Source organism: Yersinia sp. 2553 StPb PI (assembly GCF_052217105.1).
Lineage (GTDB): Bacteria > Pseudomonadota > Gammaproteobacteria > Enterobacterales > Enterobacteriaceae > Yersinia > Yersinia enterocolitica_E.
In genome coordinates this window covers 765,650-783,868 of the sequence record NZ_JAZGPX010000002.1, presented here as the reverse complement: position 1 = coordinate 783,868, position 18,219 = coordinate 765,650, and the positions used below count along the sequence as shown (strand labels likewise).

Sequence of the window (18,219 nt, the reverse complement as noted above, 5' to 3'; positions counted from 1 at the left end):
AAGTACCAAGGCTATGGAGCCTGAAGATATCATCAGGGGGATTTATGCGCATTACACAGCTATCTTCTCAGTCATTTGCATTCCCCTCACCTGAGCTGGCTCTGCGCGAACCTAATGGTTTGCTGGCTCTTGGGGGCGATTTAGCCGCTCCTCGCCTGCTGGCAGCTTACCAAAAGGGGATTTTTCCTTGGTTTAGCCCCGGAGAGATGATCCTATGGTGGTCACCGGACCCGCGCGCGGTGTTATTCCCAGAAGATTTGCATATTAGCCGCAGCATGCGCCGCTTTCTGCGCCGTTGTCCTTATCGCCTCACACTTAACCATGCTTTTGCCGATGTGGTCAGCGCTTGTGCTGCGCAACGTGATGAGGGGACGTGGATTGGCGAGGATGTACAGCAAGCTTATTGCCAATTACATGCATTAGGGCACGCGCACTCAGTTGAAGTTTGGTTGGAAAATGAACTGGTTGGCGGATTATATGGCATTGCAGTAGGTAAACTGTTTTGCGGAGAATCGATGTTTAGCCGAGCTGACAATGCTTCAAAAAGCGCATTAATGGTTTTTTGTCATCATTTTACCCGTCAAGGTGGAGAACTGATTGACTGTCAGGTCCTCAACGCTCACACTGCGTCGCTGGGTGCGATTGAGATCCCACGAAACTTTTTTATGCAGCAGTTGAGTCAACTCCAGTTTAGTCCACTACCGGCTGAATGCTGGTTACCGCAATCGTTGAATTTTTCATCCGCGATGCAGTAAAGATCAACCGTTGAGAAAGTACCCCACATTAGGCTTTATCCCCTCTTACCGGCAGACTAATTTTGCTGAAATGGTGCGATGACCGCCAACACTTCTTTACATAATGTGGGTTTTTCGGCATTATCTTGCCGGTTAAAAACTAAGGTAGTAACACCTAGAGGATTCGATGGCCAAAGAAGACAATATTGAAATGCAGGGCACCGTTCTTGATACGCTGCCGAACACCATGTTCCGCGTTGAATTGGAAAACGGGCACGTGGTAACCGCTCATATCTCCGGTAAAATGCGTAAAAACTATATCCGCATCCTGACGGGTGACAAAGTCACTGTAGAGCTGACCCCGTACGACCTGAGCAAAGGCCGCATTGTCTTCCGTAGCCGTTAATCGGCTAATCTGTCGCCAGTTTAAGACTGGCGAGCTCTGAGGATGTAGTCCCCCTCCGGCGCCCTTCCCATTTATGGCAAGGGCGTTTTGCGTTTTCTTTTTTATCGATTGAGTAGGTTTATTCATCGTGAAATAAACAGCAAAATGCAAAAGTCACTAATCGTGGAAAACAAAAAGGGCGATAAGTTTATAGCTTATCGCCCTTTTTTATTGCCCGGTATACTTGACGCAGTAGTCGTGTAACGCCGATATCCCCCGAATCACTCAATACTCACTCATCGGGAATCTTTCATTTGCCATCGACTGCAACGCCACTTATTTCGGACATCTTACATTTAATGAACGGCACCTTCAGTTTTGCGTTTTTGCGCACTCTGAAACTCATAAGCCAGTTGTTGTTTTTCTTTATCCAGCCCAACAGTGACCGAGCCACCATCAACCAGAGAACCAAACAACAGCTCGTTTGCCAGCGGTTTCTTCAGATTCTCCTGAATCACCCGCGCCATTGGTCGTGCACCCATCGCTTTGTCATAGCCTTTATCAGATAACCAATTACGGGCTTCTTCACTGACTTCCAGCGACACGCCTTTAGCATCTAATTGCGCCTGCAACTCAACAATAAATTTATCGACCACCTGCTGAATAACAGTAGGTGACAAGTGGTTGAACCAAATAATGTTATCCAACCGGTTTCGGAATTCCGGGGTAAACACTTTTTTGATCTCTTCCAGTGCGTCAGTGCTGTTATCTTGCTGTTTAAAACCAATTGAGGTCCGTTGCGTTTCACGCACACCAGCATTGGTGGTCATCACCAGAATGACGTTACGGAAATCAGCTTTACGCCCATTGTTATCCGTCAGAGTGCCGTTATCCATCACCTGTAGTAACAGGTTAAACACATCTGGATGGGCCTTTTCAATTTCATCCAGCAGCAGAACTGCATGAGGATGTTTGATAACCGCATCGGTCAACAGACCACCTTGATCGTAACCTACATAACCCGGAGGCGCACCAATCAGGCGGCTGACAGTATGGCGCTCCATATATTCAGACATATCAAAACGCAGCAGTTCGATATCCAGTGCTTTGGCCAATTGCACCGTAACTTCTGTTTTACCAACCCCTGTTGGGCCAGCAAACAGGAACGATCCGACCGGCTTATGCTCGTGCCCTAATCCTGCGCGGCTCATTTTGATCGCCTCAGATAGCGCATCAATGGCTTTATCCTGACCGAATACCAACATATTCAGCCGATCACTCAGATTTCTCAGCACATCGCGATCACTGGCAGAGACGGTCTTCTCAGGAATACGGGCGATACGAGCCACCACGGATTCAATATCCGACACATTGACAGTTTTCTTACGTTTGTTAAGTGGCATCAGGCGGCTACGAGCACCAGCCTCGTCAATCACATCAATGGCTTTATCCGGTAAATGGCGGTCATTAATATACTTAACCGACAACTCCACCGCTGCGCGTATCGCTTTCGCGGTATAACGCACATCATGATGTGCTTCATATTTCGGTTTCAGGCCGTTAATAATCTGAACGGTCTCTTCCGGTGTCGGCTCAGTAATATCAATTTTCTGGAAACGCCGTGCCAGTGCACGATCCTTTTCAAAGATATTGCTGAATTCCTGATAAGTGGTAGAGCCAATGACCCGGATCTTGCCACTAGAAAGCAGTGGTTTAATCAGGTTAGCTGCATCCACTTGCCCACCGGAGGCAGCACCTGCGCCGATAATAGTATGAATTTCATCGATAAACAGGATGCTATCTTTGTCATTTTCTAACTGTTTCAGCAGCGCTTTGAAACGCTTTTCAAAGTCACCACGGTATTTGGTTCCGGCCAGCAGTGAACCGATATCCAGTGAGTACAGAGTGCATTCCGACATCACTTCAGGAACATCGCCCTGCACGATACGCCAGGCCAGGCCTTCTGCGATAGCCGTTTTACCGACACCGGACTCTCCGACCAACAGCGGGTTGTTTTTACGCCGACGGCACAATACCTGAATAGTCCGTTCCAGCTCTTTGTCGCGACCGATAAGTGGGTCAATGCCCCCCACCCGAGCCAGTTGATTCAGATTGGTGGTGAAGTTTTCCATACGGTCTTCCCCTCCTGCCTGCTCTTCATTTACCGGGTTTTCTGCATTCGGTGCTTGACCCGGTTCGTCCTTACGAGCGCCGTGGGAAATAAAGTTCACTACATCCAGACGGCTGACATCATGCTTACGCAGCAGGTAGGCCGCCTGAGACTCTTGTTCACTGAAGATGGCGACCAACACGTTGGCACCCGAGACTTCATTGCGCCCAGAGGACTGGACGTGGAAAACTGCACGTTGTAACACGCGCTGGAAACTGAGCGTAGGCTGGGTGTCACGCTCTTCTTCGCTAACAGGTAATGTTGGTGTGGTTTGTTCGATAAACGCTTCCAGCTCCTGGCGTAACGCTACCAGATCAACCGTACACGCCTCCAGCGCTTCCCGCGCAGCCGGATTGCTTAGCAATGCCAGCAATAGGTGCTCCACGGTCATAAACTCGTGTCTGTGCTCACGCGCTCTGGCGAAAGCCATATTGAGACTGAGTTCAAGTTCTTGATTGAGCATAGGCACCTCCCAATAATTGCCTTAATCAGGCTTTTTCCAGCGTACAAAGCAATGGATGCTCGTTCTCCCTGGCGTATTGATTTACATGTGCGACTTTCGTCTCTGCAACTTCAGCAGTAAAAACACCGCAAATCGCCTTTCCTTGATAATGCACATTGAGCATCAGTTGTGTTGCACGTTCAATATCATAAGAAAAGAACTTTTGCAGAACGTCAATCACAAATTCCATCGGTGTGTAATCGTCGTTGTTAAGTATAACTTTATACATAGACGGCGGTTTGAGCGCCTCTTTCTGTTTATCTTTGACTAAATGTTCAAAATTTAGCCAATCGTTGTTGTTACCCATTGCCTGCCCATCGTTTCACAGAACCATACAGGAGCAATACCTCACTCCGGTTATAAGACCATTTCATGCAGATATCTATTATTATTTTAACATCACTTATGCCATAACGCCGCCAGAGAAAGAAGTCGGTTTTTTTGCGTTAAAAGTGATTAAATTGTAACCAGATAAACACAATAGCGTTAGCTACATCAAACTTTGAATAACTGCCTTGGTCAGACAAAAGCCCTCCCCTTGACGTTAAGGCCATTTCCACTAGAGTGTATTTTCGTGAGCTGTTGGAGTTTTAACCAATTCGCGCTCACTTTAACCAGTTATTACCTCATCTCAAACTAGAATAGCCTTGCGAGGAACGTAGAAGTATGGAGACGGGTACTGTTAAATGGTTCAACAATGCCAAAGGTTTTGGCTTTATTTGCCCTGAGGGCGGCGGCGAAGATATCTTCGCTCACTATTCAACTATTCAGATGGATGGCTACCGCACATTAAAAGCCGGTCAGATGGTTAACTTTGATGTCCATCAGGGACCAAAAGGAAACCATGCCAGCCTGATAGTTCCACTCGGGTTAGAGGTCCTATTGCAAGAAGCCATACCGCAGGAGCTCGCTGCAATGGCCTGACACCACGCATTCACTCGCCTGCACCTGCCCATCAGCGAAACAGTCTGGTGCCAACGGTATTTCCCGGGCGGCGTGTTGCTACTAACATCGATTGCGTTTCAAAATGCCAGCCAACGATGACTGGCATTTTTATTTCTCATACTTCTAATATGCGGCCATATGAACCAAGTTCAATCCTTTGACTGATCTATTCACCAGCTAATTTATTCTCGAGCCAATTTATTCTCGAGCTAATGCATCAATCGGGTTTAGTCGAGCAGCACTGCGGGCCGGTAGATAACCAAACACAACACCTATCACTGTAGAGCACAAAAATGCGCTGAACAATGCAACCGGCGGGAAAGCTATCTGCCAGTTAGGCAGAAACATCTCTACAACCAGACCGATGGCAAAGGATAGCGTGATACCCAGAGCTCCACCGACCAGGCAAACCAGAATCGCTTCAATTAGGAATTGCTGCATAACATCACTGGATCTCGCCCCTACAGCCATGCGAATACCAATCTCTCGAGTGCGTTCGGTCACCGAAACCAGCATAATATTCATCACCCCAATTCCCCCCACCACTAATGAAATTACTGCCACCAGTGTCAGGAACAATTGCATGGTACGGGTAGTTTTTTCCGCCGTTTGCAACAAACTATCCATGTTATAGGTGAATATGTCTTTCTTGCCGTGGCGCATCGTCAACAACCGCACTAGCTGCTGCTCAGCTTCTTTGCTGCTATACCCCTCTTTAATGCGGATAGTTATCGAATCAAAGTAGGCACGCCCCATCAGACGGCTCGCCATGGTGCTGTAAGGTACCCATATTCGCAGCGCTTTACTGCTACCAAACATAGATTGCTTTTCTTCTACCACCCCAACCACGGTGGCAGGCATATTCCCCACCAATATGACCTGCCCTACGACGTCTTTCATATGCGGGAACAAGCGGCGCTGGGTATTACGGTCAATAACAGCAACTTGCGACTGGCGTTCAACCTGCTCACGGGTAATGGCCGTTCCCTGTTCGAGTTTCATACCATATACACGGAAATACTGTTCACTGACCCCCGATACGCTGGCGGCAACATCAATATTGCCATAGCGGAGCCGCATACTGCCTGCGATGGTCGGGGATACAGCACTGACGTAGGACTGTGCTTTCAGTGCTGCCATGTCGTCATAAACCAATGCCTGCCGGGTACTGGGGTCGTCATCACCGAAATCTTTGCCGGGATAAACATCAATAGTATTGGTGCCAATAGCCCGGATATCAGCAAGAACGAGTTGTTTGGCCGCATCCCCAACTACCAAGATAGAGACAACAGAGGCAATACCGATAATGATGCCCAACATGGTCAAGGCCGTGCGCATTTTATTGGCCGACATAGCACGCCAGGCCATTAATAAAGCCTCGCGGAAACGACCCGCCAGTTGCTGCCATGATGGAGCGGGTGGCGTCAGACTAATTGCCTCAGAAGCGGCCACTGCTTGCACCGTTTTCGAGCCTGAATCCGCCATAATGCGGCCATCTTTTATTTCGATAACCCGCTCAGCTTGAGCCGCAACAGTAGGGTCATGAGTCACAATAATAACCGTGTGCCCCTGCTGCTGTAGCTGTTTCAGAATAGCCATAACTTCAACGCTGGAATGACTATCCAGTGCACCGGTTGGCTCATCAGCCAAAATCACCTGCCCACCATTCATCAGAGCACGGGCGATACTGACACGCTGCTGCTGCCCACCAGATAGCTGGTTGGGTTGGTACCCGACACGGTCGCCCAGCCCCAGACGGGTGAGTAACATATTGGCCCGCTCGCGGCGTTCATTTTTACCCAAACCGGCATAGACCGCCGGTACTTCGACATTGTGGGCAGCACTGAGATGCGGCAGCAAATGATAACGCTGGAAAATAAAGCCAAAGTGCTCACGGCGCAGAGCCGCGAGTGCATCATTATCCAATACCGCCACATCCTGCCCTGCGACGCGGTAAACACCAGCACTAGGCTTATCCAGACAACCCAGAATGTTCATCAGCGTCGATTTACCCGAACCGGAAGCGCCGATAATTGCTACTAACTCACCGGCATTAATTGTCAGTGAGACATCCTGCAATACATCCACGGTCTCTTCACCGGACTGATAGCTACGACGGATGCCTTTTAACTCAAGCAATGCCGTCATTACGTCTCCTCCGTGCCACCGCGGCTAACGATGACCTCATCACCGATATTCAAACCAGAAATCACCTGTGCATCAACGTTATTACGGATACCAATCGTCACTTCACGTTTCTCTTCTTTACCGTCTTTCAGCACCGCGACCTGATAACGGTTAGTCCCTAACTCATCACCCAAGGCCGATAACGGAATAACCATTGCCTGTTTTACATTGGCAAGTTGAATTGAAACCTGCGCAGTCATTTGCAGGCGCAATAAGCGATCTGGATTCGGCACCTCAAAACGTGCCGAGTAGAAAATGGCATCATTTACTTTTTCTGGTGTTGGTTGAATATCTTTTAACACCCCATCAAAGTGTTTCCCAGGATCACCCAGCACGGTAAATGAAGCTTTCATCCCCGGTTTAAGATGAATGACATCCGCTTCGGATACCTGCGCATTCACCAACATAGTGCTCATATCCGCCAACGTCAGAATATTAGGCGCTTGCTGAGCGGCGATCACTGTTTGCCCCTGCAAGGTGGTGATTTGCACCACATCGCCATCCATTGGCGCAGAAATTTTGGTGTAATCGAGATTAATATTGGCTGTATCCAAACTGGCTTTAGTTTTATTAATTTGCGCATTAATCGTCTCTACCTGCGCTTTTTTCACTGCCAGCGTGGTACTGGCCTGATCCAAGTCTTGGCGTGATACCACCTGTAATTTTGCCAAATCCTGTTGGCGGCGCAGGGTGACCGCGGCCAGTTGCATTTCAGCCTTCGCCTGTGCCAACTGAGCATTCAAATCCTGTAATGTCGCCTCTACTTCTTTAATTTGGTTCTGTGCCTGTTGCGGGTCGATCATCGCCAGCAATTGTCCTTGCTTAACTTGATCGCCAATCTCCACATACAGTTTTTCCAACTGGCCACTGACCTGTGCACCCACATCAACTTTACGTACCGCATCGAGTTTGCCGGTTGCCAGAACATTCTGTTGCAAGTCACGATTGGCAACTTTTACTGTTTGGTATTGCACCGGGGCTGGGGCCGTCAGATGTCTGATGAGGAAAAAACCCCCGATAATTAACACGGCAATTATGGTAAGCCATCGGCGCTGACTGCGACTGAACTGAATCAAATCAATTACCTTCCCTATTCGTCAATTTTTCAATCTGCTGAAAATAGCATCAGAAATTCTCATTTAACTAAACCAAATATCAATACAACCGTGCTATAGGCGAAATCTAAGATGCATTGAGCCTCTGTTTAGTTCCCGTTTGTTTGAATAGCGCCAGAAACACAGCGATATTACGGATTTAATCATGCATAACATCAATAACACAGCATCAATCCCCAACAATATTAACCGTTGGGGGTTAATTACATTGCTATTCAAAGGTAGTCAGGCTCTGGGTGGCTCATGGCAAAAATTGCAGTTTCGGCTTAAATTTATCGCCCGGACCCTTATCAGCCCAAAACTGACCTTTCGTTTATTGGGTGTACTGGTAAAACAACCGTTACTAAACAGTATACTGCGCGCACAACCCGATTTGCCTTGTAAGTTGCATCGTCCTTATCTGACTAACACGTTCAATAATCGCCAAAAACTGGGGGTGCTACAGGATCATTTCCTCTTGGTAAACCAATGTATGCCTGCAGCATTACGTCGCAACTACTTGCATACTTCGCCCTATAAACTGGCTGAATTAATTGGCAAGAATGAGGAAAAGTATTCTCTTTATTTGGGTGTTATTCCAAAACTCAATAAGGAAGGAGAAATTACGCTGATGCTGGCAAATGAGCAACAGCAAACGCTGGCGGTGCTGACTTTCAGCCTATTTTACTATCAACAGCAAAAAACATTGTTTATTGGTGGGTTACAAGGTGCCGATAATGGAACACCACACAGCGCAATTCACACCAGCACTAAAGCTTGTCATGGTTTATTCCCTAAACGTTTGGTATTGGAAGCCGCATGCTGTCTGGCAGAGTTAATGGGAATAACACAAATTAAAGCCGTGGGGAATGAAACGCACATTTATCAAAACTGGCGCTATCGGGCCAAGAAAAAAGAGAAATTGCATGCTGACTATGACAGTTTTTGGTTGTCTGTTGGCGGAGTAGCGTGCACAGAAGGCCATTTCAATTTACCGACCAAAATCGCGCGTAAACCGATTGAAGATATTGCTAGCAAAAAACGGGCAGAATATCGCCGCCGCTATGAGTTACTTGCACAACTTGAGGGGGCGTTAGCCACGCATTTTACTCACGACGTGGCGTGACCCGTGTTGAAGTGATCTGGTGCTAATCGGCTCGACCACGCGCCAGCCAAACTACTTGAGAGAACATTTTTTTCAGTAATAGGGGGACAGATTCTACCCCCCTCTCTTTGGCCTGACTGGCAACCTCAATAGCCAGATCCGGCTTGGAGGTACGGTGAATCGCCTTTTCAATCACTCTACGCGGCTGCATTTTGGCATTGGCAGGAATTGCTGAGATCCGATGATAGACATCATCAAAGCCAGCGCGATATAAAAAGTGTTCCATATCTGGTGCTGGCAATATGGTCAGGCGATCCCGTTCATGATCGCGCCCATTGTCCGCCATATTACGCACCGTGGCGGCATACTTTTTACCGGCATCATCGCCATCAGTCAGAACATGCCATTGAATGCCCATCCGGTTGGCAAACTTAAGCAGCGGGCGCAAACCACTCTGAGCGAACTCAATCACTTTTACCCCTTCAGCTTCAAAGTGGTAACCACACTGGCGAGCAAACTCATTGAGTAACCAGATCTCTGTTTCACCTTCCACCAGCAGCCAGCAACGAGCAAACAGGGCTGAGGGCCGATTGAAACGAATATGGAAAGCGATACGGCGGCTATCTTCAGGGCTCATGCCACGAGAGCCAATACGATAAGTCGCGACTTTTGCCGATTCGCGCACCAATCGGCAAATGCTCTCTATCGGCACTAATGACACTAACTCACCGGAATTTGTCGTGGTAATCCGTTGCAGAGGGAGCTGGCTGAGCAACCCCCAGGCGACGGACAGCATTATCGGATGCAAGCGGGTTTCAGGGTCTTCTACCAGTAGCAAGGGCCGAGAATGGGGATCGAGACTCAATGGCCCTTTAGCCTGCAATAACGTTGAAAACATCCCTAAAAGTATCAACCGCATACTGCGGCTGTTCGGCTCAGCCACCATCCGGTTTATATTGTCGAGGGCCAGCCAAGCTTCACGTTCCGGTTGTGGCCGATAACGGTGATTACGCAAACCGGCGGACTGCGATCCAGACTCGGCAAAGTAGTGTTCCAGCAGTTGGCGCATCGCCTCCAAGCCCCGGCGTAATTCTGAATTAGTCAGTTTCTGTGGGTTACGGACCAACTCACGGCTTAATTGATCCAATTGCTGGTTCAACGCCACTTTATCAGGTGCATGGCTGTTTTCGGTGCTGCTACGGAGCCGGCGCATAAAGCGCGCATCACGCAATCGCAATACCGGGTGGATACGAATAACGCCACGTGCCAACTTCTCAATATCGTGCAAAGACAGTGGCTGGCCTTCTAAATCAAGGAACGTACGCCAGGTACACACCGTGCCATCATCAGCCAGTTCCCCCTCGACCCGATAATAAATACGATGCAGACCATCATCATTTTTTATCCATAATGGGGCTAAATGGCGGTAACGTGGGGAGTGCCAATGACCAATGTCTTTCTCACAAAAGGTAAAAATAACCTGTAAATGGCGCTCTTTAGCCGTCTCGTCCCCTGCCGGATAATAAAAATCCTGCACGGTAAAATGATAGAGTTGAGGTTCGGGAGACAACAGCAACGTGAGCGCATCTAATAAGCTGGATTTACCCCAGGCGTTCTCACCGATTAGCACAGTATTATCGTCAAGGCTCAATGAAATACGATTAATACCGCGAAAACCGACAATATCAACACGTTCAAGATACATGCTACGCCTCCGGTGCGAATTTATTCATACTGATACTACAGATAACACTGTTAACTCAGCAATCATAGTCGATTGTCTTGACGCCAGACGCAAAAAAACCTTACGGGTCAAGTGCCGCGGCCCGTGCGTACTGCTTTACTCTGCCGCTGATTTTAGATAGCTTATTGCGCCACAGCTCATTATTCATCTGCTCATGATAACCAAAGTCATTGGCGTTACAACAAGTCCACAAACGAATGATTAATCGGTCTCGAACCGATTTGCATAACATTCATGCTCGTTCACAGGGTGAGTCTCAAGTAGGTTCATTCATTCCGATGAGCTTACATCGATAAGTGATTCGGGTGGGCAAGTGCAGCTAACACCACAGTAACCTCAATGAAGAAGGGTATAGGACGGTATAACTCGTGTATTCAGGATTGTTGATCATACTTTTGCCGTTAATTATTGGTTATCTGATCCCACTTAGTCGCAAACCATTAATTCAATTAATCAACCGCTTATTAAGCTGGATGGTTTACGTTATTTTATTTTTTATGGGGATCAGCTTGGCCTTTTTGGAAAACCTCAGCGCTAACCTGCTGCTCATTTTCCAGTACACCGGCATCTTTTTTCTGTGTATTTTTTGTGCCAATTTGCTCGCACTGTTTTTGCTCGAACGCAAAATACCGTGGAAGAATACTCATCGGCAGGAAGCATTACCCTCACGTCTGCATATGGCGCTAGAGTCATTAAAACTGTGCGGCGTAGTCATTGTTGGCTTCCTGTTGGGTCTAAGCCAATGGGAGTGGTTGCAGTTTGCCGCCAAAGGCAGCGAGTTGGCACTGATTTTCCTGCTGTTCTTAGTGGGGATTCAATTGCGTAACAGTGGTATGACACTCCGCCAGATAGTGTTGAACCGCCGTGGCACCATGGTGGCATTTGTGGTAGCAATCAGTGCCTTACTCGGTGGTATGCTTGCTGCACTACTGATCGGTTTGCCGGTTAAAACCGGGCTGGCGATGGCCTCTGGCTTTGGTTGGTATTCACTGTCTGGTATTTTGCTGACTGATGCGTTCGGCCCAGTAATTGGTAGTGCCGCATTCTTTAACGATTTGGCGCGTGAATTAGTGGCCATCATGCTGATTCCAACCTTAGTCCGCAGTAGCCGCTCCACGGCGCTTGGCTTATGTGGCGCCACTTCTATGGACTTCACCTTGCCGGTATTGCAGCGCAGTGGTGGGCTGGAGATGGTCCCTGCCGCTATCGTCCACGGTTTCTTGCTAAGCTTACTGGCCCCGGTATTGATCGCTTTCTTTTCTTAATCACTTTATTACCCAGCGCCGTGGATCAGCCGATTCACTGTGCGCTGTTCCTACCTAATAGTGAATAAATTCTCATTCGCAGCAAAAGTTGCGCCAAATCAAAACAAGTGGAAGTTGCATTAAAAAAGCCTTTTTAAACCTCGGGTGCACCTCTATGCTTTTAAATACGCATTACAAATGCAACTTTAAAAGGAAAAATAATTATGTTCTGTGTGCAATGTGAACAAACTATCCGAACACCTGCGGGTAACGGCTGCTCTTACGCGCAGGGGATGTGCGGAAAAACCGCCGAAACCTCTGATTTACAAGACCTATTAGTTGCTGTACTGCAAGGGCTTTCCGCATGGGCATTGACCGCCCGCGAACTTGGTATTATCGATCATCAGATTGATAGCTTTGCACCCAGAGCTTTTTTCTCGACCCTGACCAATGTGAATTTCGACTCAGACAGAATCGTCGGTTACGCGAAAGAAGCCATCTTATTGCGCCAATCACTGGCCATTCGTTGCCGCTTGCTTGATAGCACTATCACGGTTGATCACCCACTGGCTGAGCTACAACTACTGTCCGACGATATCCCTACCCTGCAACAACAATCGCTGCAATTTGCGCTAAACAACGATAAAGCTGACGTCGGTGACGATATCCACGGCTTGCGCATGCTGTGCTTGTATGGACTGAAGGGGGCGGCGGCCTATATGGAACATGCCCATGTCCTGGGGCAGTTCGATGAGCAGATTTATGCTGATTATCATGCTTATATGGCCTGGTTGGGTACCCAACCGCGTGATGTCGACACGCTACTGAATAATGCAATGGGTATTGGCAAAATGAACTTCAATGTGATGGCCATTTTGGACCACGGCGAAACCCAAGCCTATGGCGATCCACAGCCAACGTCGGTGAATGTGCGCCCGGTTGCCGGTAAAGCTATCTTGATCTCCGGTCATGATCTCAAAGACTTACAAATGCTGTTGGAGCAAACTCAGGGAACCGGCGTTAATATTTATACCCACGGTGAAATGCTGCCTGCTCACGGCTACCCTGAGTTAAAACGCTATCCACATCTGGTGGGTAACTATGGCAGTGGCTGGCAGAATCAGCAGACCGAATTCGCCAAATTCCCCGGTCCGATCCTAATGACATCTAACTGTATCATTGACCCGAACGTAGGCAATTACGGTGATCGTATCTGGACCCGCAGTATTGTTGGCTGGCCGGGTGTTAATCACCTGGATGGGGAAGATTTCACCCGCGTCATTGAACAGGCATTGGGGATGGCTGGCTTCCCGTATAATGAGCTGGAACACTTGATTACTGTCGGTTTTGGCCGCCAGACCTTGTTGAATGCGGCAGATACCGTTATTGATTTGGTCGCCACTAAAAAGCTGCGTCATGTATTCCTGGTCGGGGGATGTGACGGTAGCCGTACAGAACGTAGCTATTTCACTGATTTTGCCCGCAGTGTGCCACAAGATTGCATCATCATGACACTGGCTTGCGGCAAATATCGCTTCAACAAACTGGATTTTGGTACCTTGGAAGGCTTGCCACGCCTGCTGGATGTCGGCCAGTGTAATGATGCTTACTCCGCCATCATGCTGGCGGTTAAATTATCAGAAAAACTGGGTTGTACCGTCAATGACCTGCCACTCAGTCTGGTACTGTCATGGTTTGAACAGAAAGCCATTGTCATTCTCCTGACCCTGTTGTCATTGGGTGTCAAAAATATTTATACCGGCCCGACCGCGCCAGGTTTCCTGACTGACAACCTGATGGCCATCCTCTACGAGAAATTTGGTATGCGTCCTATTACCACCGTAGAGCAAGATATGAGTGCGATTTTGGGGAGTTAAGTCAATATTTTGGCTCATTAAGTAATGGCACATTGCCCGGCCAGAGTGGTTTATTGCCACTGGTCGGGCACTATTAATGGCTTTTTGCCCGAAAATGACCTGATTCGTTGTGAGGTTTTGATGACTGATTTTATCCCAACCGCTGATTTTATCCCAACCGACTGTCCTACCGCCCTGTGCCCTAACCGCATGCAAGTTCATTCCATCTGGCAAGAAACACCCGATGTCTGGAGCCTGCGGTTAATTAATCACGATTTTTATCCTTATTTGCCGGGCCAATATGCCTTGGTAAGCATTCGCAATAGTGATGAAACGTTGCGGGCATATACGCTTTCCTCGACACCCGGTTTAAGTCCGTTTATCCAGCTCACCGTGCGCTGTTTAGCTGATGGGGAAGGATCTCGCTGGTTGACCCAGCAAGTCAAGGTGGGGGATTACCTGTGGCTTTCCGATGCTCAGGGCGATTTTACTTGTGCTCACGCTGATGATGACCACTACCTGATGCTAGCTGCTGGCTGTGGTGTCACTCCCGTGATGTCGATGTGTCGTGACTTACTGGCACGGCGTGCACAAGCAGATATCCGGGTGATATTTAATGTGCGCTCACCAGCAGATGTCATTTTTGCCGCTAGCTGGCAAGCCTTGTTACAGCGCTATCCACAACAATTACAGCTCACATTGATGGCTGAATCAGAGGCCAGCGATGGGTTCGTTGCAGGTAGAATCAATGCACAAATAATGCAACAGGTAGCACCTGACATTGCCCACCGCCGGGTGATGACTTGTGGGCCCGCGCCCTATATGGATTGGGTTGAGCAGTATTGCCGCGAACAATCAGTTCCAGCAGATCATTTCCAGAAAGAGCAGTTCCGCACCCGTGACGACGTTGTCGATAGCGGTAATGAATTGACGATGACCATCAGCCATCCTTTGCGCAGTGTTAAAGTCCCGGTGGGTACGTCCCTGCTATTCGCCTTGGAACAACACAAAGTACCGGTGATGGCCGCCTGCCGCGCGGGTGTTTGTGGTTCTTGTAAAACCCGTATTCTGCATGGCGAATATACCACCAGCAGCACCATGACGCTGACAGCAGAAGAGATTGCTCAAGGTTATGTGTTAGCTTGTAGCTGCCAGTTACAAGGTGATGTCCAACTGGCCTGAATGCCGATTAGCCTCCATTAATGGCGCAATTATTGCCAAACGCGCCATACTTTGACCTCATAGAATAATGACTCGCCATTAATCCTTGAGGGAACACAACTATGAAGCAAACTGTGGCAACACTGGTCGCAAAAACGTTGGAACAAGCAGGTGTTAAGCGAATATGGGGTGTAACCGGCGACTCACTCAATGGCCTGAGTGATAGTCTGCATCGGATGGGCACTATCGAATGGCTGGGTACTCGCCATGAAGAGGTGGCCGCCTTTGCCGCCGGGGCTGAGGCACAACTCACCGGGCAGTTAGCAGTCTGTGCCGGTTCCTGTGGCCCGGGTAATTTGCATTTGATTAATGGCCTGTTTGACTGTCATCGTAATCATGTCCCCGTATTGGCTATTGCCGCACATATTCCCTCCAGTGAGATTGGCAGTGGTTATTTCCAGGAAACCCATCCGCAAGAACTGTTTCGCGAATGCAGCCACTATTGTGAGCTGGTTTCTAACCCGGAACAGTTGCCACGGGTGCTGGAAATCGCCATGCGTCAAGCTATCCTCAATCGCGGCGTATCAGTGATCGTATTGCCAGGTGACGTGGCGTTACAACCTGCACCAGAAGATGCCGCCATCGTGTGGCAAACACCCAAATTACCGCTAGTTCAGCCGCTGATGAGTGAGTTGAACATTTTGGCGCAAACGCTTAATCAGGCGAAAAATATCACGCTAATGTGTGGTAGCGGCTGTGCTGACGCCCACGATGAAGTGGTGAAGTTAGCTGAAATGCTGCAAGCCCCGGTAGTACATGCCCTACGCGGGAAAGAACATATTGAGTGGGATAACCCTTACAGCGTTGGCATGACAGGGCTGATTGGTTTTGCCTCCGGTTATCATGCCATGCTCAATGCCGATACCCTGATTCTGCTGGGAACACAATTCCCCTACCGTGCATTCTATCCAACCAACGCCAATATCATCCAAATTGATATCAACCCCGGCAGTATTGGTGCGCATTGCCCGGTCAATATGGCGCTGGTCGGCGATATCAAAACCACGCTTAGCGCGCTGTTGCCACAACTAGAAGTCAAAAGTGACAGCACATTTTTGCAAAAAGCGTTAGAGCACTACCGTACCACCCGTAAAGATCTGGATGGTTTGGCGATCGCCAATGATAATCAACCCATCCACCCGCAATATCTGGCACAACAGATTAGCCGCCATGCCACTGATGACGCAATATTCACCTGTGATGTCGGCACACCGACGGTATGGGCGGCCCGCTATCTGGAAATGAACGGTAAGCGGCGTTTACTGGGATCGTTTAACCATGGATCGATGGCCAATGCCATGCCACAAGCCATTGGCGCGCAAGCAACGGCCCCTGACAGGCAAGTGGTTGCCTTATGCGGTGACGGTGGTTTCACCATGCTGATGGGGGATTTTCTCACTCTGGCACAATTAAAACTGCCGGTGAAAATTGTGGTGTTTAACAACAGTGTTCTGGGGTTTGTCGCCATGGAGATGAAAGCCGGTGGCTATCTGACCGATGGCACTGACTTGCATAATCCAGACTTTGCCGCCATTGCCAATGCCGCCGGTATCAAAGGGATTCGGGTCGAGAAAGCCTCCGAATTAGATGCCGCACTAGAGAGTGCTTTCGCTCATCCGGGGCCGGTTTTGCTCGATGTGGTCACCGCCAAGCAAGAGCTGTCGATGCCACCACAAATCAAATTTGAGCAAGCCAAAGGATTCAGCCTTTACATGCTAAGGGCTATCATTAATGGCCGTGGCGATGAGGTGGTCGAGCTGGCAAAAACCAACTGGCTCCGCTGATTCCCTAAGCCATCTGGTAACAGAATAATTAGCAATGAAAGTGGTTTTTTAATCACTTTCATTGTTTCCCCCCTCCAGTTTCTGATTGAGACAGAAATTATCCTTATATTTTATGTGTCATAAACGACATTTTTTACTCGTCACCCAGCAAAATAGCAAATAGAGGCGTACTGTCTTTTAATCAGTGGTTGCCATTATTTATCAGGATAATTGTTAGTAGCTATATAAGCAGCACGCTAACTTTATTTATGGTGGTGTCATTATGTCAAAGAGAGCCAAATCAGGGACTTCGGCTACGGCTGAATTAACCTGTTTACTGCGGGCAAAGTCATACGGTGATAAACGGCCTTATTTTAAAAGTGATGATTACGTGGCGGTTATTCTAAGCCAGACCTTCCATTCATTCTTTTCTATGATGCAGAAAACCTTTCTATTGGGCGATGATAGTTTACATATCGCTACCCCGGCAGGAATTTACCCTTATATTGTCGCCAGAACCTTGTATATCGATGATCTATTTAAGAAAACCGCGGGTCGATTTAGTAAAATATTTATTCTGGGTGCGGGCTTTGATTCAAGAGCAATTCGTTTCTATCACGCACTGCAACATAGCCGGGTTTATGAGATAGACCATCCAGCCATGCAACAATCTAAAATAGAGAAACTCCGTGAGTGCGATATCACCCCACCTACCAATCTAACTTTTTTACCCCTTGATTTTAATCTGCAAAGTCTGGCGGACATTCTGGCGGATATCCCGTTACAGGCGGGTGAAAAATGCCTGTTTCTGCTGGAGGGGTTATTGATGTACCTCGAGCCAGAACAGGTAAAAACACTGTTTAGTGCCATAAGTGACTACTGCAATGAAGGTAGCCAAATTATCTGCGACTTTGTTTACGCTCATCTGTTGACGGAACTCTCGGTATTAACCGACGAAGAAGGCTTACCCCAGCACAACCCGGAATATGGCGCAAAAGAGAGTGTTGAACGTGTGCGCAGTATTGGCGAAGAGTGGACGTTTGGTATCACTACCCGCGGCATAGATACCTTGCTGGAGCAATACGGTTTCATATTATTGGATAAGGCTGATGCCCACGAACTGGAAACGCGGTTTTTTACCGATAAACAAGGCAAATGCCTGGAGGAAATTAATACATCTTCGTGTTTGGTCTATGCCCAGCGAGAAAAATCCTAATAAATCAGCCAATAATGCCAATTCGAATTAATTATCAGTTATCACGATAAATA

Annotated in this window: 14 protein-coding genes; 9 read left to right on the top strand and 5 right to left on the bottom strand. The window is 48.2% G+C overall.

Going from position 1 to position 18,219, the window contains the following annotated elements:
* The first annotated feature begins 44 nt into the window (after window positions 1-44).
* Both aat and infA read left to right on the top strand, forming a co-directional pair.
* Window positions 45-755: a leucyl/phenylalanyl-tRNA--protein transferase gene (gene aat, locus V2A84_RS04810; protein WP_083158424.1), complete on the top strand. Its 711-nt coding sequence runs from the start codon at window positions 45-47 to the stop codon at window positions 753-755.
* Window positions 756-921: 166 nt separating this feature from the next.
* Entirely contained in the window at window positions 922-1,140 is a 219-nt protein-coding gene (gene infA, locus V2A84_RS04805) for a translation initiation factor IF-1 (RefSeq protein ID WP_002211347.1), read from the top strand.
* A 335-nt stretch (window positions 1,141-1,475) separates the two neighbouring features.
* Here infA and clpA read toward each other — a convergent pair whose 3' ends face one another.
* Both clpA and clpS read right to left on the bottom strand, forming a co-directional pair.
* Window positions 1,476-3,752, bottom strand: a complete 2,277-nt coding sequence (gene clpA / locus V2A84_RS04800) for an ATP-dependent Clp protease ATP-binding subunit ClpA (protein WP_050084965.1) — start codon at window positions 3,750-3,752, stop codon at window positions 1,476-1,478.
* 25 nt (window positions 3,753-3,777) lie between these two features.
* Complete coding sequence (gene clpS / locus V2A84_RS04795) at window positions 3,778-4,098, bottom strand: ATP-dependent Clp protease adapter ClpS (protein WP_005184739.1); 321 nt, start codon at window positions 4,096-4,098, stop codon at window positions 3,778-3,780.
* A gap of 359 nt (window positions 4,099-4,457) precedes the next feature.
* Here clpS and cspD point away from each other — a divergent pair, with 359 nt between their 5' ends.
* The gene (cspD, locus tag V2A84_RS04790) at window positions 4,458-4,715 is read left to right on the top strand and encodes a cold shock-like protein CspD (RefSeq protein WP_083158423.1); all 258 of its coding nucleotides are present in this window, start codon (window positions 4,458-4,460) and stop codon (window positions 4,713-4,715) included.
* Window positions 4,716-4,934: 219 nt separating this feature from the next.
* Here the strand turns inward: cspD and macB are convergent, their stop codons facing one another.
* Window positions 4,935-6,884, bottom strand: a complete 1,950-nt coding sequence (gene macB / locus V2A84_RS04785; RefSeq protein ID WP_083158422.1) for a macrolide ABC transporter ATP-binding protein/permease MacB — start codon at window positions 6,882-6,884, stop codon at window positions 4,935-4,937.
* Window positions 6,884-7,996, bottom strand: a complete 1,113-nt coding sequence (gene macA, locus V2A84_RS04780) for a macrolide transporter subunit MacA (RefSeq protein ID WP_193784808.1) — start codon at window positions 7,994-7,996, stop codon at window positions 6,884-6,886. Before macA ends, macB begins: the two co-directional genes overlap by 1 nt.
* Before the next feature lie 187 nt (window positions 7,997-8,183).
* On the opposite strand from macA, the gene V2A84_RS04775 reads away from it, so the two are divergent.
* Window positions 8,184-9,143, top strand: coding sequence for a VirK/YbjX family protein (locus V2A84_RS04775; RefSeq protein WP_083158420.1), 960 nt, complete (start codon window positions 8,184-8,186; stop codon window positions 9,141-9,143).
* 22 nt (window positions 9,144-9,165) lie between these two features.
* On the opposite strand, the gene V2A84_RS04770 is transcribed toward V2A84_RS04775, so the two are convergent.
* The gene (locus V2A84_RS04770; RefSeq protein ID WP_083158419.1) at window positions 9,166-10,827 is read right to left on the bottom strand and encodes an ATP-dependent endonuclease; all 1,662 of its coding nucleotides are present in this window, start codon (window positions 10,825-10,827) and stop codon (window positions 9,166-9,168) included.
* A gap of 407 nt (window positions 10,828-11,234) precedes the next feature.
* Here V2A84_RS04770 and V2A84_RS04765 point away from each other — a divergent pair, with 407 nt between their 5' ends.
* From V2A84_RS04765 to V2A84_RS04745, 5 genes are all read left to right on the top strand, one after another.
* On the top strand, window positions 11,235-12,131 hold the full coding sequence (locus V2A84_RS04765; protein WP_083158418.1) for a lysine exporter LysO family protein: 897 nt from the start codon (window positions 11,235-11,237) through the stop codon (window positions 12,129-12,131).
* A gap of 203 nt (window positions 12,132-12,334) precedes the next feature.
* Window positions 12,335-13,987: a hydroxylamine reductase gene (gene hcp / locus V2A84_RS04760; RefSeq protein ID WP_083158417.1), complete on the top strand. Its 1,653-nt coding sequence runs from the start codon at window positions 12,335-12,337 to the stop codon at window positions 13,985-13,987.
* A gap of 189 nt (window positions 13,988-14,176) precedes the next feature.
* Window positions 14,177-15,148 carry an NADH oxidoreductase gene (hcr, locus tag V2A84_RS04755; RefSeq protein ID WP_420072793.1) on the top strand — a complete coding sequence of 324 codons (972 nt, stop codon included), beginning with the start codon at window positions 14,177-14,179 and terminating at the stop codon, window positions 15,146-15,148.
* 101 nt (window positions 15,149-15,249) lie between these two features.
* Window positions 15,250-16,971 carry a ubiquinone-dependent pyruvate dehydrogenase gene (gene poxB, locus V2A84_RS04750; RefSeq protein WP_083158416.1) on the top strand — a complete coding sequence of 574 codons (1,722 nt, stop codon included), beginning with the start codon at window positions 15,250-15,252 and terminating at the stop codon, window positions 16,969-16,971.
* A gap of 262 nt (window positions 16,972-17,233) precedes the next feature.
* Window positions 17,234-18,166, top strand: coding sequence for a class I SAM-dependent methyltransferase (locus tag V2A84_RS04745; RefSeq protein ID WP_372559353.1), 933 nt, complete (start codon window positions 17,234-17,236; stop codon window positions 18,164-18,166).
* Window positions 18,167-18,219 lie beyond the last annotated feature (53 nt).

What these genes read in the sequence shown, in the direction of transcription:
- macB (WP_083158422.1), bottom strand. Translation starts at nt 6,884, where the DNA reads ATGACGGCATTGCTTGAGTTAAAAGGCATCCGTCGTAGCTATCAGTCC.
- aat (WP_083158424.1), top strand. Translation starts at nt 45, where the DNA reads ATGCGCATTACACAGCTATCTTCTCAGTCATTTGCATTCCCCTCACCT.
- cspD (WP_083158423.1), top strand. Translation starts at nt 4,458, where the DNA reads ATGGAGACGGGTACTGTTAAATGGTTCAACAATGCCAAAGGTTTTGGC.
- hcp (WP_083158417.1), top strand. Translation starts at nt 12,335, where the DNA reads ATGTTCTGTGTGCAATGTGAACAAACTATCCGAACACCTGCGGGTAAC.
- V2A84_RS04775 (WP_083158420.1), top strand. Translation starts at nt 8,184, where the DNA reads ATGCATAACATCAATAACACAGCATCAATCCCCAACAATATTAACCGT.
- clpS (WP_005184739.1), bottom strand. Translation starts at nt 4,098, where the DNA reads ATGGGTAACAACAACGATTGGCTAAATTTTGAACATTTAGTCAAAGAT.
- infA (WP_002211347.1), top strand. Translation starts at nt 922, where the DNA reads ATGGCCAAAGAAGACAATATTGAAATGCAGGGCACCGTTCTTGATACG.
- V2A84_RS04745 (WP_372559353.1), top strand. Translation starts at nt 17,234, where the DNA reads ATGTCAAAGAGAGCCAAATCAGGGACTTCGGCTACGGCTGAATTAACC.
- poxB (WP_083158416.1), top strand. Translation starts at nt 15,250, where the DNA reads ATGAAGCAAACTGTGGCAACACTGGTCGCAAAAACGTTGGAACAAGCA.
- clpA (WP_050084965.1), bottom strand. Translation starts at nt 3,752, where the DNA reads ATGCTCAATCAAGAACTTGAACTCAGTCTCAATATGGCTTTCGCCAGA.
- V2A84_RS04770 (WP_083158419.1), bottom strand. Translation starts at nt 10,827, where the DNA reads ATGTATCTTGAACGTGTTGATATTGTCGGTTTTCGCGGTATTAATCGT.
- hcr (WP_420072793.1), top strand. Translation starts at nt 14,177, where the DNA reads ATGCAAGTTCATTCCATCTGGCAAGAAACACCCGATGTCTGGAGCCTG.